Below are 15,214 nucleotides of genomic sequence, written 5' to 3' on the forward strand. Positions count from 1 at the left end.
TTTGTGTATAAGAGACCGGAACACGAGCAGCGGGGGTCGAGCGGTCCGCACGGACCGCTCGACCCGTGCGTGAGCGGTGCCCGGCCCCCGGGCCGAGGCGCAGGAGGAGAACCATGTCGAGCGGAGCCGACCGCACCCCCCCGGAGTCGGACACCTCCCGGGCGCAGCCCCCGCGCGTCTCGCTGCAGCCCTGGACCCGGCAGATGGACGCCTACACCGGCCCCGACACGCTGCTGGACTTCAACCAGGTCGACAACGTGTGCATCGACCTCACCGAGGCGAACTCGTCCGGTCAGGCGCAGCTGCTCATGGGCCGGCCCACCCGCCTGTCCACGATCGTGCACGACCCCGCGGCCTACGGGCACGCCGTGCGCGCGGCCCGGGCCCTGCGCACCAAGACCCACGAGCTGTCGGTCAACCACGGGCTCGACGCCGCGTACCTCGCCGCCGGCACCGCCTCCTGGCTCGCCCGGCCCCGTGGCTCCGACCCGACCGGCGCCGGCCAGCGCCGCTGGATCGCGCCCGTCCTGCTGGCCCCCCTGGCGCTCAAGCCGCGACCGGACCTCGACGACTTCGAGCTCCAGCTCGTCGGCCCCGCCCGGCTCAACCCGGCCATGGTCCGCCGGCTGGCGGCCGACCACGGCGTGGACCTGACCTCCGGCGAGCTCGCCCGGCTCGCCTACGGCACCCGGCGGCTCGACCCGGCCCCGGCCCTCGAGACGCTGCGCACCCTCGCCGGGGCGGTGCCCGGGATGCACGTCGAGCACAAGCTGCTCGTGTCCACGTTCGCGGACCTGCACGACCGGCCCGCGGACCTGTCGGTCGTGGCCCGCACCGCGGTGGTGCGGGACCTCGCCCGGCTCAAGGACTCCACGGTCGGACGGATCCCGCAGGTCGAGGAGATCACGGACGGCGCGCCGCCGCTGGACGAGCGCGACCCCGCCGACGAGCTGCTCATGCTCGACGCCGACGGCCCCCAGCAGGAGGTCCTCGACCTCGCCGCACAGGGGCACTCCTTCGTGGTGACCGCCGCCCCCGGCACCGGTCAGCTCGACACCGCCGTGAACACGGTGGGCACCCTCGTGGCCGCCGGGCGGACCGTCCTGGTGCTGGGGGAGCGGCGCACCACGCTCGCCGCGTTCGGCCGGCGGATGGACGGGCTGGGCCTGGGCACCGCCGTCCTGCCCCTGTCCTCCCAGCTCAGCGACGCCGACGTGGCCCAGCAGCTCGTCCGGGCCGTCGCCCGCAACGAGCGCGCGGAACGCCCGGACCTGACCGAGCTGCACGAGACGCTGCGCACCAGCCGCGACCAGCTCGCCGAGCACGTGCGGTCCCTGCACACCGTCCGGCCGCGGTGGTCGGTGTCCCCGTACCGGGCCGTGCAGGCGCTCGCCGAGCTCACCTCCCGCCGGCCGGCGCCCGCCACGGCGGTGCGGTTCCCGCGCTCGGTGCTGGACGCCGTCACGGAGCGGGACGACGTCGTCGCCCGGCTCGAGCGCGCCGCCGGGCTCGGGGCCTTCGACGCCGCCACCCTCGCCGGGCCCTGGACCGGGGCGCGCCTGGTCAACGAGGACGAGGCCCGGCAGGCGCACCGGCTCGCCCAGTCCCTGCTGCTGGAGCTGACCACCCTCGAGACCGGGATGCGGCACGTCCTGGCCACCAGCGGGCTGCGGAGCGGCACGACCGTCCCCGAGTGGGGCCGGCAGCTGCGGCTGCTGCAGGAGGTCCAGGACTCCCTGACCCGCTTCACCCCCGACATCTACGACCGGCCCGTCACGGACCTCGTCGCCGCGACCGCCGGGTCCGGCTGGCGGCGGGAGCACGGCATCGAGATGACCGGGCTGCAGCGCTCCCGGCTGCGCAAGGCCGCGAAGGAGTACATCCGGCACGGGGTGCACCTCTCGGACCTGCACAGCGCCCTGCTGCGCGTGCAGTCGGAGCGCGAGCGGTGGCGGGAGTGGGCCACCTCGTCCACGCACCCGGTCGTCTCGGAGCGGGTGGAGGAGCTCGCGGCGGTGCAGGCCCGCTTCGTGGAGGACCTCGAGGGCCTGGCCATCGCGCTCGAGGGCTCGCCCACCGGCGGGGACCTCCTCGGACTGCCGGTCGACCGGCTGCGCGAGACCCTGGACGGGCTCATCAACGACGAGGAGAACCTCGCCGTGCTGCCCGAGCGCACCGTCCTGCTGGACGAGCTGCGCGGCCAGGGCCTCGGCGAGCTCGTGGACGACCTGGTCCGGCGCACCGTGCCCCGCGCGGAGGTCCGCGGGGAGTTCGACCTCGCCTGGTGGCAGTCCACGCTCGAGGCGATGATCACCGGCGACGACTTCCTGGCGATGCCCGAGGGCCACGCGCTGCGCCGGGCGGAGTCCGTGTTCCGCCGCGCCGACGCCGCGCACGTCGCCTCCGGGGCCGGACGCCTCCTGTGGGAGCTCGCCGACCGCTGGCAACGCACCGTGCGGCGCTCCCCGCGCGCGGCTGCTGCCCTGCGCCGGATGCTCCGGGCCGGCGCCGCCCCGCTCGACGAGGTGAGCTCCTCGGCGGGCGAGCTGATCGGCTCGCTGGTGCCCGTCTGGACGGCCAGTCCCCTGGTGCTGTCCGCGGCGCTGCCCGAGGACCACGACTTCGACGCCGTGGTGGTGCTCGACGCCGAGAGCTCCCCGCTCGCGGCGGTGCTGCCGGCGCTGACCCGGTGCCGGCAGGTCATCGCGTTCGGGGACCCGCACCTGGGGCGGCCGCAGCCGTTCACGGTGGCGCCCACCGCGGTCCCCGCTCCGGGGGCCCAGCCGGTGGTCGAGGTGGACAGCGCCTTCGACGCCCTCTCCCGGGTGGTGCCCGAGCGGACGCTGCGCACCGTGTACCGGTCCATGGACGAGCAGGTCTTCCGGCACCTGAACGAGCAGTTCTACGGCGGGCGGCTGAGCCGGCTGCCGCACGGCGAGTCCGTCACCGGGAGCACCCCCGTCCTCGACGTCGAGTACGTCCCGGACGGGGTGGGCGCCCTGACCGCCGGGATCGAGGGCATCCAGGCGCCCGCCGCCGAGGTGCGGCGCGTCGTGGAGCTCGTCTTCGAGCACGCGGCACGCCACCCGCTGCGGTCGCTGGCCGTGGTCACCGCCAGCGCCGTGCACGCCGCACGGATCGCCCAGGCCGTCCGGCAGCGGATGCGCGAGGAGCCCGCCGCCGCGGCCTTCTTCGCCCCGGGCCCCGAGTCCTTCCGGGTGGTCGACCTGCACCGGGCGGCGGGCATCGTACGGGACACCGTCATCTTCTCGCTGGGCTTCGGCAAGACGGCCAACGGGCGCACCGTGCCCTACCTCGGGGCGCTGTCCGAGCGGCACGGGCGCCAGCACTTCGTGCTCGGCATGACCCGGGCGCGCCACTCCACCCGGATCGTGACCTCCCTGCACCCGGGGGAGATGGAGGGCAAGGGCCTCCAGCACGGGGCCCGGGACTTCGCGCGCGTGCTCGCCGCGCACCTCGGCGGCCCGCCCCCGCAGGAGGACGGGGCCCGGGACCGCCACGACGACGCGCTGGTGGTCGACCTCGCCCGGCGGCTCGTGGAGCGCGGGGCCTCGGTGCGGCTGGACTACGCGGGCGTGCTCGACCTGGTCGCGTGGGCGGGCACGGAGTCCCTGTCCGCGGGGGCCGTGGTGTCGGGCCGCGCCCGGACCGAGGACCCGCCGCTGCGGATCCCGGTGGCCGGCCAGTCCGACGGGTCGGCGGAGAACGCGGCCCTGTCCGTGCGGGAGCGCTCGCGGCTGCGCCCCCAGCAGCTCGAGCGCACCGGCTGGAACTACGTCACGCTGTGGACCATCGAGGTCTTCACCGACCCGGACACCGTCGCCGAGCTCGTCCGGCGCTATCTCGGCCTGCCCGTCGGCGCCCGGGAGAGCACCCGTGCCGGCTGAGCCGCAGCGCCTGCCCGGGGGAGACCCCGTGCCGGCGGAGCCGGAGCACCCGTCCCGCGGGGTGCCCGCGGGGGGCGGACCGGAGGGCGCACCCGACGCGGCCCCCGCGCCGGGCGGGCCGGACCGCGCGCGCGGACCGGAGGCGGCCTCGGCGCCGCGCCGCCGCAGACGCGGGCCGCGGCGGGCCACCGGGGGCACGTTCACCGGGGCGGAGCCGCGCCTGCCCGGTCTGGACGGGCAGGGGTCCGCGGGGGACGAGCAGACCGCGGACGGGGAACGGGCCCACGAGCAGTGGCTCAGGGCGCAGCGTCCTCCGCACTGGGACTGACCGGCGCCGGGACGAGGACCACGGTGGTGCGGCCGGTGCCGCCCGTGCCCGCGAGCGGCGCGGCGGCCTCGTGCGGGGCCGCCACCACGAGCAGGCCTTCCTCCTCGCCCGCGGCCGGCCCGGTGAGCAGGCCGCCGTCCCCGCCGGGGGCCGCGGCGGAGACCCACAGCACGGGCAGTCCCCGGCCCAGCACGCTCCGGCCGTCCGGCGCGGCGCCGTCCGGCAGGTGGACGACGTCCACGTGGTCGCCCGCGCGCACGTGTCGCAGCACGCCGGGATCGTCGATGCGCAGGGTCACCGCCGTGACGTCCGGGGACTGCCCGGTCAGCAGGCCGGGGCCGACGAGCGAGCTCTCCGTCAGGGGCTGGCCGGGGCTCGCGGCGCCCGCCAGGACGCGCCCGGAGAGCTCTTCCGGATCGGTGACCGCGCCCTCCGGCGCCAGGCCGTGCGGATAGGGGGCGAGCGCGAGGTGCTCGGGGGAGACCACCGTGCCCGCGGGCAGCGCCTCGGCGGCGGTGACCACCGCCACCGTCCGGGTCTGCGGAGGGCCCAGGCGCAGGACCAGCAGACCCGCCGCGAGCCCCAGCAGCAGCACGGCCACCAGCCGGCGGCGCCGGGACAGCACCGAGCGCAGGTGCAGGGACAGCGGATAGCGGCGTCGGACGGTCCGGGGGCGTCGGCTCATGCGCCGCACGCTACGGGGCGGGCGGTGCCGGCCGTCCTGCGCCGCGGCCGCCGGGGGAGCGGCGGGTGCCCCGGACGGGGAGGAACCACCTGTGCAGGCCGGACGCCGGGGCGGCGTCCGGGGGCCGGCTCAGTCGGAGGATCCGCCCGCGGCCGCGGGGGCGGCCGAGGACGAGGCGGCACCCGCCCCGGCGGTGGCCGGGGTCGCGGTCTTCGCGGCCGCCGGGGCGGACTCGGTGGTGGACGGCGTCGACGCGCCGGAGTCCGAGCCGCCGGAGCGCGAGTCGTTGCGGTAGAAGCCGGAGCCCTTGAACACCACGCCCACCGTGTTGAACTTCTTGCGCAGGCCCCCGTCGCACTCCGGGCAGACGGTCAGGGCGTCCTCGCTGAACGACTGGCGGATGTCGAACGCGTGGCCGCAGTCCTTGCAGGCGTAGGCGTAGACGGGCATGGGTCCTCCTGGAAGGGGTCGCCGGGTGCGCTCGCTGGCACTCGGAGGGGTCGACTGCCGATTCTACCGCGTTCGCGGTGCGTGACCGGCGTGCCCGTCGAGGCGGACGGTCCCGTTCTCGGTGAGCGCCAGGGGCACGGGGGCGTCGAGCTCCTCGACCGGCACGGTCCCGGCCGGGAGCACCTCGTCGGCGAAGACGCACACCGCCGTGCGCAGCTCCGGGTGCGCCGTGCGCGGCAGCCCGGCGAGGAAGCGGTCGTAGTAGCCGCCGCCGAAGCCCAGCCGCGCGCCGTCGGGCGCCACGGCGAGCGCGGGCACCAGCAGCAGGCCCACGGCGTGCATCACCTCGGGGCCGTGGCGGGCGCCCACCGGCTCGCGCAGCCCGCCGGTCCCGCCGGTCCGCACGGTGGTGCCCGGGGACCAGCGTGCCCACGAGAGCCGGCGCCCGGGCTCGCACACGGGCACCCAGATCCGGTGGCCGCGGTGGTGTGCGGTGACGAGGGCTGGCTCGATGGGCGGCTCCGTGGCCAGCGGGAGGTACGCGGCGACGTCCAGGTGCGGGCGGTCGGCCAGCAGCTCCGCGAGGTGCCGGTCGAACGCGACGGCGGCGTGCTCCCGGGCGGCCCGGGAGCGTCGTGCGCGGGCGGCCATCAGCTCCCGGCGCAGCCGGGCCTTCGCCTCGACGGGGCCACGGGGATCGGTCATCGTCGGGTCCGCTCCTGTCCGGCATCGGGTGCGGGGCGGGCGCCACGCACGCGCCGGCCCTCCCGGGCCGGTGGTGCGAGGCTAGCCCCGGCCGCGGCGGCGGGCAACCGGGCCCGGGCGGGAATCCGCTGGCCAGGGCCCCTGATCCGTTAGCCTGAGCGCATGAGTGGAAACAGCAACCCCCGGACGGTCCGGAAGGCCGTCATCCCCGCCGCCGGGCTCGGCACCAGGTTCCTTCCCGCGACGAAGGCCATGCCCAAGGAGATGCTGCCGGTCGTGGACCGCCCGGCCATCCAGTACGTGGTCCAGGAGGCGGTCGACGCCGGTCTCCAGGACGTCCTGATGATCACGGGCCGCTCGAAGCGGGCGCTCGAGGACCACTTCGACCGCGTGCCCGCCCTGGAGCACCAGCTCGAGGAGTCCGGCAAGACGGAGCTGCTGCGGGAGGTTGAGCACGCCTCGGAGCTCGGGGAGATCCACTACCTGCGCCAGGCCGATCCCAAGGGCCTGGGACACGCGGTGCTGCGGGCGAAGATCCACATCGGCGACGAGCCCTTCGCGGTGCTGCTGGGCGACGACCTCATCGACGCCCGGGACGACCTGCTCACGCAGATGATCGCGGTGCAGGAGCGCACCGGCGGTTCCGTGGTGGCGCTGATGGAGGTCCCGGCCGAGCAGATCAGCGCCTACGGCTGCGCCGACGTGACGGTCGTGGAGGGGGAGGACTACGTGCGGATCAACGGGCTCGTGGAGAAGCCCGCCCCGGAGGAGGCCCCGTCGAACCTGGCCATCATCGGTCGCTACGTGCTGCACCCGGACGTCTTCGAGGTGCTCGAGGAGACCGCGCCCGGGCGCGGCAACGAGATCCAGCTCACCGACGCGCTGCAGACCCTCGCCGGCCGCGAGGGCGAGGGCGGCGGGGTCTACGGGGTGGTCTTCAAGGGCCGTCGCTACGACACCGGTGACAAGCTCAGCTACCTCAAGGCCAACATCATCCTGGCCTCGGAGCGGGAGGACCTCGGGCCCGAGCTGTGCGAGTGGCTCAGGGAGTACACCCGGACCCTGCCGGTCGGCTGAGGAGCCGCGCTCCCGTGGCCGGACAGTTCCGGTGGCCCGTCACCGTCTCCTGGGGGGACCTCCGGCTCCGCCCGCTGGCCCGGGCGGACCGCCGCGAGTGGGACGTGGTGCGGGCCCGCAACCGGGACTGGCTCGACCCCTGGGAGGCCACGAACCCCGCACCCGGCGGGGCGCCGCCCACGTTCGGGCAGTTCGTGCGCACCCTCGACCAGCAGGCCCGGCAGGGCACTGCCCTGCCCTTCGTGATCACGGAGCGGCTCCCGGGGACGGAACGCTTCGGCCTCGTCGGCCAGCTGACCGTCTCCGGGATCGCGTGGGGGTCGTTCCTGTCCGCGACGCTGGGCTACTGGGTGGACCGGGACCAGGCGGGACGCGGCGTGGCGCCCATGGCGGTGGCCATGGCCACGGACTACTGCTTCCAGGGCCTGGGGCTGCACCGGATGGAGATCAACGTCCGCCCGGAGAACACCAAGTCCCTGCGCGTGGTGGAGAAGCTCGGGTTCCGGGACGAGGGGCTGCGCAAGGACTTCCTGCACATCGACGGGCGCTGGGCGGACCACCGCAGCTTCGCGCTCACCGCGCCGGAGGCGCCGGAGGGGCTCGTCCGGCGGTTCACGGGATCGGAGCGCCCCGCGGTGTGGCAGTGACCCGGCCGGCCGTGTCCACAGGGATACCCACAGGCGCGGGCCCACGGTAGTAGGCTGTCCCACACGGCCCGAGTCCGGGCCGCGGACACGCCGGCGCGGTGCGCCGGCGGCCTCCGTCCGCCCCGACCGACGACCACGAGAACAGGACAGCGACGATGATCTGGGTGAGCAGCTCGGCCGTGCTGGCCGTGGTGTGCGCGCTGTCGCTGTTCTGGGTGGTGCCACGGCTGCAGCGCCGCCGGGAGGACCCCCTCCCGGAGCCGGCACAGGCCGCCGGCACCGGGCCCGCCCCGGGCGGTCCCGGCAGGCCGATCGAGCAGCACCCACCCGCGTCCCGCCGACGAAGGAACATCATGGCGACCACCGACACCGCTCCCCGGCCCGCCGACGGCGACCCCGGACGCACCGGCAGAGGACCCCTGCGGATCAAGCGGGACCGCGCCGCGATCCTGCTCGCCGGGTGCACGGCCCTGCTGGCCGCGGTCGTCACGGCCGTCGTCGCCCCCTCCTCCGCCGCGGTCAGCTGGCCGTGGCCCGTCTTCCTCCTGCTGCTCGGCACCGGGTCCGTGCTGGCGCTGCGCTACCTGGCGGTCCAGGACCGGGCCGCCCGCCGGGTGTCGCGCCCCGCGGCCCGGGCCCCGGAGGCGCAGCCGCACGCGCCCCGGGAGGACGTCGCCCTCTTCGACCACGAGCACGCCGTGGCCGAGGAGGTCCGCGAGCAGTCCCGCCGGGACGCCGAGGACCTCGACCTGCCCGCCCCCGAGGAGCAGCCCCGGATGCCCGCCCCCGCGACCTTCACGGTCGAGGAGCTGCGGGCCGAGGCGCTGCGCGTGGCCCGCGAGTCCGCCCCCGCCCGCACGTGGGAGCCGGTGCCCGTGCCGCGCCCCACGTACGCCGAGGCCCCCGTGGTCCAGCGCCCGGAGCCCGAGCCGCTGCCGGTGCCGGAGCAGCCCGCCTCCCGCTCCGCGAGTCTCAAGGACGCCGTGCGCGCGGGCGAGGAGCAGGGCCGCGCCGCCCTCGACCTCGACGACGTGCTCAAGCGCCGCCGCGCCTGAGCGCACCCGACCGGCCCCGGACGGCTCGCACGCACCGGCCGGACGGACTCCACGCACCGACGCACGCTCCCCGCCGGGGCGTGCGGCGGTTCTCGTCGGCGGGGGCGGCGGGCCGTCCCGGTATCATCGCGGCAACGGCCGGCCGCCGGATCCGGCGGCCGGTGGCACCGAGCAGGAGGACACCCATGACCGCCGTCGCCCACCGCGAGGTCGAGCGCAAGTACGAGTTCCCGGAGGGCGCCGAGGCCCGGGTGGACTGGAGCGCGCTGGAGGGGTTCACGGTCTCCGCGGAGCCCGTGGAGCACCGCATGGAGGCCGTCTACCACGACACCCAGGACATGGCGCTGGGCCGTCGGCTGGTCGCGCTGCGCCGGCGCCGCGGCGGGGCCGACGACGGGTGGCACGTGAAGTTCCACGGACCGGGCGGGCGCCACGAGCTGCAGGTGCCGCTGCTGCGCACGCCGGAGCGGATGCCGGCGTCCGTGCGGAACCTCCTGGCCGGGCTGACCGGGGGGCAGGAGCTGCGCCCGGTCGCGACCCTGCGCACCGCCCGGACGGTGCACAGGCTCAGCGACGGCACCGGGACGGAGGTCGCCGAGCTCGCGGCGGACGTCGTCGAGGCCGTCGACGAGCGCACCGGCACGGCGCGGTCCTGGTCGGAGTGGGAGGTCGAGCTCCTCGACGGCACGGTGCCCGAGGAGCGCCAGGAGCAGATCTTCGCCGCGGTCGAGGCGGTGGTCCGCGCCGCCGGCGGGAGGCCGTCCACCTCGCGGGCGAAGATCGCCCGTGCGCTCGGCCAGGAGGACGACGACGCCGGGGAGTCCGGCGGGCAGCCGCAGGACGGGCAGGAGAGCAAGAAGGACAAGCGGGGCAAGAAGGACCAGCAGGGCAAGAAGAACAAGCAGGGCAACAAGGACCAGCAGGGCAAGAAGAAGAGCGGGAAGAAGAAGGACGAGGGCGCGACGGCGGGCGGCGCGAACGGGCCGGAGGTGCTGCGCGCGGTGCTGGGGGAGCTCGCGGAGCAGCTGGTGCTCTGGGACTTCAAGGTCCGCCTCGACGTGCCGGACGCGGTGCACCAGATGCGCGTGACGTCCCGCTCCCTGCGCAGCGTGCTCCGGGCGGCCAGGCCCTTCTTCGAGGGCTCCGAGGCGGAGGAGCTGGACGCCGGGCTGCGGGAGCTCGCCCGGACGCTCTCCGCGGCGCGGGACGCAGAGGTCACCGCCGATCTGCTGACCGGACGGGTCGAGGCCCTCGACGGGCGGGTGGACCCCGCCGCGTCGGAGTCCCTGCGGCAGCGGGCCGAGGAGCAGGCGCGGACGGCCGCCGCGCGGGTGCGCCGGCACGTCACGGGCCGGGAGCACCTGCGGCTCCTGGCGGACGTCCAGGACGTCGCGGCAGCTCCGTCGCTGACCGAGGAGTGCGCCCGGCTCTCGGGGCGCGAGGCCGCCGACGCGCTGGTGGAGCGGTCCCTGCGGAAGGTCGTGCGCGTGGCCGGGCAGGACGCCGCGGCGGAACCGGCCGGCGGGCCGGACAGCGGACCGGACGGAGGACACCGGCTGGAGCACCTGCACGACGTCCGCAAGGCGGTCAAGCGGGTTCGCTACGTGGACGCCGTCCTGGACCGGACCGGGCACCGGCCGGGCAAGCGGCTGCGGCGCGCCGCCCGGGACGCCGAGAACTACCAGGACGAGCTGGGCCGGATCATGGACGCCGCGGTGGTGGAGCGCTGGCTCGCGGACACGGCCGCCGCGCTCCGGCGGGCGGGCGACGACCGCTACGCCGTGGGCGCGCTGCACGGCGCCGAGGTCGTCCGGCTGCGCGCCGGGGCCGAGGGCGGGGCGGACGTGGTGCGAGTGCTGCGGTCCCAGCTGCGCGAGGACCTCGGCTGACCTGCGCGGGAACGGCGGACAGGGCCCGGCAACGACGAAGCGGGACATCCCGGTGGGATGTCCCGCTTCCTCGATCCGTGGAGCTAAGGGGAATCGAACCCCTGACCTTTTCATTGCGAACGAAACGCTCTACCAACTGAGCTATAGCCCCGGAGCAACCGTTCCATCCTATACATCCCGCGCCGGTTTCGCACCTCGGACGCCCGGCGCGCCCGCGACCGTCCGCCGCGGTGGTCGGGGACCCGGCCCGGCAGTGGGTAGATTGGCGGCCATGGACGACACGCCCGGACCCCAGGACCCCGCCGCTAACGAGGCCGAGGTCGCGCCCGACCTGGCGGTCGCCTTCGTCCCCGGGGTCATGCCCGGCAAGTGGTTCTTCCGGTGGCGGGACCGCAACCCCGGCCGCGTCCTCGCCGAGCGTCCCCTCGAGACGGAGGCGTGGCAGGAGGAGCTGGCGGAGGGACGCGCCCACGCGTGCTTCGTGCGGCTGCCCGCCCACCCGCGGCCCGGGGTCGACGACCTCGCCACGCTGCGGCAGCGGTACCGGGCGGTGGAGCTGTACGCGGAGCAGCAGGTCGTGGTGCTGCCCCGGGACCACGAGCTGACCCTGCTCGACGAGGTGCCGGTCGCGGAGCTCGTGCACGAGGTGCTGCTCCAGGAGCCCGGGACCCTGCCCGAGCGGCACCGGCTGCGGTCCCCCGAGGCCGTCGCCGCGGACGCCCCGCTGCCCCCGGTGCGCCACGCCCGGGACGCCGTCGAGCTCGTCGCCGCCGGACTGGGGCTGGTGGTCGTGCCCATGTCCCTCGCCCGCCTGCACCACCGCAAGGACCTCGTCCACCGGGTGGTGCCCGACGCCGCCACGGTCCCCGTGGCGCTGGTGTGGCCGCAGGACCTGCCGGAGGAGCGGGAGGAGCTCGTGCAGGACTTCGTGGGCGTCGTCCGCGGGCGGGGGCTCAACAGCTCCCGCGGCGCCACGGCCCCGGCGTCCCCGGTCGCCGCGGACCGGCCGGCCTCCGGCGGCAAGCGGACGCCGTCGTCGCGCCGTGGGGGGCAGCCCGTGCAGGGGGCACGGCGGGCCGGCGCGCCCCGGGGCGGGGCGCGGTCCGGCCGCGGAGGGCCCCAGGGCGGCCGCCGGTCCGGCGGCCGCGGACGGCGCTGAGCGCGGTGGGGACCTACTGCTCCGCGGACGTCCCCGGCTGCTCGACGGCCACCGTGTAGGACCACAGCTCCGAGGCGGTGCCGACCGGACGGGGACGCTCGCCCTCCCCGCCGGCGGGACCGCCGCCGTGCGACCGGGCGAAGTCCTGCGAGGACCGCCAGGCGTCGTAGGAGTCCTCGTCGGCCCACCGGGTGAGCACGAGCCACTGGGTGCGACCGTCCGCGGGCTGCAGCAGCTCGAACCCCTCGAAGCCGGCGACCCCGGCCATGGAGCCGCTGTGGGCGGCGAAGCGCCGGCCCAGCTCGTCGCCGGAGTCGGCGGGGACGGTGATGGCGTTGATCTTGACGATGCTCATGCTCCCGATCCTGGCACATCGGGCCGGACGGCCCGGACCTGGCCCGTCTCCGGCGGACCGGGCACGCCGGCGTCGGCCTGCCGGACCAGCGTCTGGTTCAGCAGCGGCACGTGCAGCCCCTCGCGGTCGAGCATCTTCTTGATCCGCAGCCGCAGCGCCCGGGCCACGTCCCACTGCTTGAGGGGCACGGTGCGGACCGCCACGCGCACGGTGACGGACTCGCCGGTCACGGCCTCGACCCCCCAGACCTCCGGGTCCTCGGTGATGAACTCACCGACCTTCGGGTCGTCCCGCAGCAGCGCCGCCTCGTGCAGGATCAGCTCCGTGACCAGCTCGATGTTGGTGTCGTAGGGCACCGGGAGGTCCAGCACGCACCGGGCCCAGCCCTGGGACTGGTTGCCCACGCGCAGGATCTCCCCGTTGCGCACGTGCCACAGGGTGCCGTTGACGTCCCGGACCTGGGTCACCCGCAGCCCCACGGCCTCCACGGTCCCGCTCGCCTCGCCGAGGTCGACGACGTCGCCGATGCCGAGCTGGTCCTCCGCGACCATGAAGATCCCGGAGAGGTAGTCCTTGACGAGGGACTGCGCCCCGAAGCTCAGGGCCACCCCGGCGATGCCGGCGGAGGCCAGGACGGGGCCGATGTCGTAGTCGAGCTCCGAGATGATCATCACCAGGGCGACGGCCCAGATCACGACCGTCGCCACGGACGAGAGCACGGAGCCGATGGTGTGGGCGCGCTGGGTCTGCCGCGCGCCGGCCAGGCCCGCGTCCTCGACCCAGCGCGGCCGGCCCCGCTCCATCCGGCGCACGATCCGCGACCGGGTGCCCTTCGCGATCCCGCCGGTGACCCGCCGGATCAGCAGCCGCACCACGGCGGCGAGGACGGAGGCGCCGAGCAGCACCAGCAGGATCCGCAGCGGCTTGTCGAGCCAGAACTCCCACACCGGGTCCAGGGCCGGCACGGGGGAGGACAGGGGGAGACGGGGGAGGAGCATGGGGGAAGCGTAACGAACGACGACGGGCACCCGGCAGCGGTCCCGCCGGAGGGCCGTCCCGCTGTCCGGCGGTCCCGGGGGTGCGTCGGGCACAATGGTGGTCGCACCCGCCGCCCCGCCCACCACCGAGGACCCATGACTGCGCCCAGCTCCGCCCCGACCTCCCCCGACCTCGCCGCACCTGCGGCTGCGGCCGTCCTCGCCGCCCAGGACGCCGGCGCCGAGCGGCTGGGCGGGATCGCCGACTGGGCCGTCGACGTCATGGAGGCCATCGGCGCCCCGGGTGCCGGCCTGCTCGTCGCGCTCGAGAACCTCTTCCCCCCGCTGCCGTCCGAGGTGATCCTCCCCCTGGCGGGGTTCACCGCGAGCCAGGGCAGCTTCTCGCTGGCCGGGGCGATCTTCTGGACCACCCTGGGCTCGCTGGTCGGCGCGACGGTCCTCTACTGGATCGGCGCCGCGCTCGGCCGCCGTCGGCTGCGGGCGATCGTCGACCGGATGCCGCTCGTCGACCTGCACGACCTCGACCGCACCGAGGCGTGGTTCGAGCGGCACGGGAAGGCGGCGGTCTTCTTCGGGCGCATGATCCCGGTCTTCCGGTCGCTGATCTCGGTCCCCGCGGGCATCGAGCGGATGTCCTTCGGCGCGTTCGTGCTGCTCACCACGGCCGGTTCGCTGATCTGGAACACGATCTTCGTGCTCGCCGGGTACTACCTCGGGGAGAACTGGCACGTCGCCGAGCAGTACGCCGGGATCTTCTCCCGGATCGTGGTCGTGACCGTGGCGGCGCTGCTCGTGTCGTGGGTGGTCAAGCGGGTGCTGCGCAACCGCCGGGGCCTGTCCGACGCCGCGCGCCGCGGCCGCGGGCAGCCGTGACCGCGGGGTTCACAACCACCGTTTGAGCCGGAACACGGCGTAGAGGACCACGCCTGTCAGGAGCATCAGCACGAGCGCCATGGGATAGCCCCACACCCACGACAGCTCGGGCATGAAGCGGAAGTTCATCCCGTACACGGAGCCGATGATCGAGGGCGCGAACAGGATCGCCGCCCAGGACGAGATCCGCTTCATCTGCTCGTTCTGCTCGATCGCGGCCTCGTTCTGCCGGGCGGCGAGCTGGGTGGAGTCGAGCATCAGGGCGTTGGTGAGGGAGGACTGGAACGCCTCGATCTTGTTGTTCACGAGGATCAGGTGGTCCAGGACGTCGCGCAGGCCGTGCCACAGCTCCCGGGCCGCGCCGGTCTCGGCGAGCTCCTCGAGGAACTGCCGCAGCTCCATCTCCAGCGGGGCGACCGCCCGGTGGAACGCGCTGACCTCCCGGGTGAGCTGATAGATGCGCCGGGACACCACGCCGTCCCCGGAGCCGGAGAACAGGGCGTCCGAGATCTCGTCGATGTCGTTCTCGAGACCCTCGACCACGGGGTAGTAGTCGTCCACGGTCTGGTCGAGCACGGCGTAGAGCACGGCCTCGGCGCCGGTGGCCAGCAGCGCCGGTTGCGACTCCACCCGGGACCGCACCCGCCCCACCCGGCCGTGCTCGGACTGCCGGACGGTGATCACGAAGCCGGGGCCCGTGACGATGTGGATCTCCCCGAAGTCCACCGTCTCGGTGGCGTCCTGGTAGACGGCGGGACGCAGCACCGTGAACAGGGTGGTGCCGTAGCGGTCGAGCTTGGGCCGCTGCCCGGCCTGCCGGATGTCCTCCACGGCGAGCTCGTGCAGACCGAACTGCGCGGCCAGGGAGCCGAGCTCCTCCTCGGAGGGGCGGTGCAGGCCGATCCAGGCGAGGACGCAGTGCTCCCCGGACTCGGCGCAGCGAGGGTCCTCGGACCGCAGGCGGGTGAGGAGCCGGTAGGTCTCCTCGAGCGTCGCGGGGGACGCGATGCGCTGCCCGCCCCGGTAGACGGCGTTGTCGACGATGCTCACGGGCCCATTATCCCCGGGCCGTCCGGGCCGCCCGC

14 protein-coding genes and 1 tRNA gene are annotated in these 15,214 nt (G+C 75.5%); 8 read left to right on the forward strand and 7 right to left on the reverse strand.

From position 1 onward, the window contains the following. The first annotated feature begins 113 nt into the window (after window positions 1-113). Both ACFU0Y_RS11650 and ACFU0Y_RS11655 read left to right on the forward strand, forming a co-directional pair. Window positions 114-3,908, forward strand: a complete 3,795-nt coding sequence (locus ACFU0Y_RS11650) for a hypothetical protein (RefSeq protein ID WP_380214675.1) — start codon at window positions 114-116, stop codon at window positions 3,906-3,908. Next, complete coding sequence (locus ACFU0Y_RS11655) at window positions 3,898-4,236, forward strand: hypothetical protein (protein WP_380214677.1); 339 nt, start codon at window positions 3,898-3,900, stop codon at window positions 4,234-4,236. Before ACFU0Y_RS11650 ends, ACFU0Y_RS11655 begins: the two co-directional genes overlap by 11 nt. Here the strand turns inward: ACFU0Y_RS11655 and ACFU0Y_RS11660 are convergent. The 3 genes from ACFU0Y_RS11660 to ACFU0Y_RS11670 form a co-directional block, all read right to left on the reverse strand. Next, on the reverse strand, window positions 4,205-4,921 hold the full coding sequence (locus ACFU0Y_RS11660) for an SAF domain-containing protein (protein WP_380214678.1): 717 nt from the start codon (window positions 4,919-4,921) through the stop codon (window positions 4,205-4,207). The two genes, ACFU0Y_RS11655 and ACFU0Y_RS11660, sit on opposite strands and share 32 nt — an antisense overlap. Window positions 4,922-5,050: 129 nt before the next feature. Further along, window positions 5,051-5,371: an FmdB family zinc ribbon protein gene (locus ACFU0Y_RS11665; RefSeq protein WP_380214679.1), complete on the reverse strand. Its 321-nt coding sequence runs from the start codon at window positions 5,369-5,371 to the stop codon at window positions 5,051-5,053. 63 nt (window positions 5,372-5,434) lie between these two features. After that, window positions 5,435-6,076, reverse strand: coding sequence for a 5-formyltetrahydrofolate cyclo-ligase (locus ACFU0Y_RS11670; protein WP_380214680.1), 642 nt, complete (start codon window positions 6,074-6,076; stop codon window positions 5,435-5,437). Between the two features lie 162 nt (window positions 6,077-6,238). On the opposite strand from ACFU0Y_RS11670, the gene galU reads away from it, so the two are divergent. The 4 genes from galU (at window position 6,239) to ACFU0Y_RS11690 (ending at window position 10,744) form a co-directional block, all read left to right on the forward strand. Next, a complete protein-coding gene (gene galU, locus ACFU0Y_RS11675) occupies window positions 6,239-7,153 on the forward strand; it encodes a UTP--glucose-1-phosphate uridylyltransferase GalU (protein WP_380214681.1) in 915 nt (304 codons plus the stop codon). 14 nt (window positions 7,154-7,167) lie between these two features. Then, window positions 7,168-7,800: a GNAT family N-acetyltransferase gene (locus ACFU0Y_RS11680; RefSeq protein WP_380214682.1), complete on the forward strand. Its 633-nt coding sequence runs from the start codon at window positions 7,168-7,170 to the stop codon at window positions 7,798-7,800. Window positions 7,801-7,955: 155 nt separating this feature from the next. Beyond that, window positions 7,956-8,855: a hypothetical protein gene (locus tag ACFU0Y_RS11685; RefSeq protein ID WP_380214683.1), complete on the forward strand. Its 900-nt coding sequence runs from the start codon at window positions 7,956-7,958 to the stop codon at window positions 8,853-8,855. Between the two features lie 185 nt (window positions 8,856-9,040). Next, window positions 9,041-10,744, forward strand: a complete 1,704-nt coding sequence (locus tag ACFU0Y_RS11690) for a CHAD domain-containing protein (RefSeq protein WP_380214684.1) — start codon at window positions 9,041-9,043, stop codon at window positions 10,742-10,744. Window positions 10,745-10,822: 78 nt separating this feature from the next. Here the strand turns inward: ACFU0Y_RS11690 and ACFU0Y_RS11695 are convergent. Beyond that, window positions 10,823-10,895 (reverse strand) — tRNA-Ala (locus ACFU0Y_RS11695). A 120-nt stretch (window positions 10,896-11,015) separates the two neighbouring features. Between ACFU0Y_RS11695 and ACFU0Y_RS11700 the strand changes: the two genes are divergently transcribed. Further along, window positions 11,016-11,903: a LysR family transcriptional regulator substrate-binding protein gene (locus ACFU0Y_RS11700; RefSeq protein WP_380214685.1), complete on the forward strand. Its 888-nt coding sequence runs from the start codon at window positions 11,016-11,018 to the stop codon at window positions 11,901-11,903. 13 nt (window positions 11,904-11,916) lie between these two features. Here the strand turns inward: ACFU0Y_RS11700 and ACFU0Y_RS11705 are convergent, their stop codons facing one another. Both ACFU0Y_RS11705 and ACFU0Y_RS11710 read right to left on the reverse strand, forming a co-directional pair. After that, window positions 11,917-12,258, reverse strand: coding sequence for an antibiotic biosynthesis monooxygenase family protein (locus ACFU0Y_RS11705; protein ID WP_380214686.1), 342 nt, complete (start codon window positions 12,256-12,258; stop codon window positions 11,917-11,919). After that, entirely contained in the window at window positions 12,255-13,256 is a 1,002-nt protein-coding gene (locus ACFU0Y_RS11710) for a mechanosensitive ion channel family protein (protein WP_380214687.1), read from the reverse strand. The genes ACFU0Y_RS11705 and ACFU0Y_RS11710 overlap by 4 nt, the downstream gene beginning before the upstream one ends. A gap of 135 nt (window positions 13,257-13,391) precedes the next feature. On the opposite strand from ACFU0Y_RS11710, the gene ACFU0Y_RS11715 reads away from it, so the two are divergent. Then, a complete protein-coding gene (locus ACFU0Y_RS11715; protein WP_380214688.1) occupies window positions 13,392-14,129 on the forward strand; it encodes a DedA family protein in 738 nt (245 codons plus the stop codon). A gap of 9 nt (window positions 14,130-14,138) precedes the next feature. On the opposite strand, the gene ACFU0Y_RS11720 is transcribed toward ACFU0Y_RS11715, so the two are convergent. Next, a complete protein-coding gene (locus ACFU0Y_RS11720; protein WP_380214690.1) occupies window positions 14,139-15,179 on the reverse strand; it encodes a magnesium and cobalt transport protein CorA in 1,041 nt (346 codons plus the stop codon). Window positions 15,180-15,214: the final 35 nt, after the last annotated feature.

The organism is Kocuria sp. NPDC057446 (assembly GCF_042802875.1).
In the GTDB taxonomy this organism is placed as follows: domain Bacteria; phylum Actinomycetota; class Actinomycetes; order Actinomycetales; family Micrococcaceae; genus Kocuria.

Excerpts from the sequence above, each read along its gene's own strand:
- ACFU0Y_RS11650 (WP_380214675.1), top strand. The coding sequence starts at position 114 with ATGTCGAGCGGAGCCGACCGCACCCCCCCGGAGTCGGACACCTCCCGG.
- ACFU0Y_RS11660 (WP_380214678.1), bottom strand. The coding sequence starts at position 4,921 with ATGAGCCGACGCCCCCGGACCGTCCGACGCCGCTATCCGCTGTCCCTG.
- ACFU0Y_RS11665 (WP_380214679.1), bottom strand. The coding sequence starts at position 5,371 with ATGCCCGTCTACGCCTACGCCTGCAAGGACTGCGGCCACGCGTTCGAC.
- ACFU0Y_RS11670 (WP_380214680.1), bottom strand. The coding sequence starts at position 6,076 with ATGACCGATCCCCGTGGCCCCGTCGAGGCGAAGGCCCGGCTGCGCCGG.
- galU (WP_380214681.1), top strand. The coding sequence starts at position 6,239 with ATGAGTGGAAACAGCAACCCCCGGACGGTCCGGAAGGCCGTCATCCCC.
- ACFU0Y_RS11685 (WP_380214683.1), top strand. The coding sequence starts at position 7,956 with ATGATCTGGGTGAGCAGCTCGGCCGTGCTGGCCGTGGTGTGCGCGCTG.
- ACFU0Y_RS11690 (WP_380214684.1), top strand. The coding sequence starts at position 9,041 with ATGACCGCCGTCGCCCACCGCGAGGTCGAGCGCAAGTACGAGTTCCCG.
- ACFU0Y_RS11700 (WP_380214685.1), top strand. The coding sequence starts at position 11,016 with ATGGACGACACGCCCGGACCCCAGGACCCCGCCGCTAACGAGGCCGAG.
- ACFU0Y_RS11705 (WP_380214686.1), bottom strand. The coding sequence starts at position 12,258 with ATGAGCATCGTCAAGATCAACGCCATCACCGTCCCCGCCGACTCCGGC.
- ACFU0Y_RS11710 (WP_380214687.1), bottom strand. The coding sequence starts at position 13,256 with ATGCTCCTCCCCCGTCTCCCCCTGTCCTCCCCCGTGCCGGCCCTGGAC.
- ACFU0Y_RS11715 (WP_380214688.1), top strand. The coding sequence starts at position 13,392 with ATGACTGCGCCCAGCTCCGCCCCGACCTCCCCCGACCTCGCCGCACCT.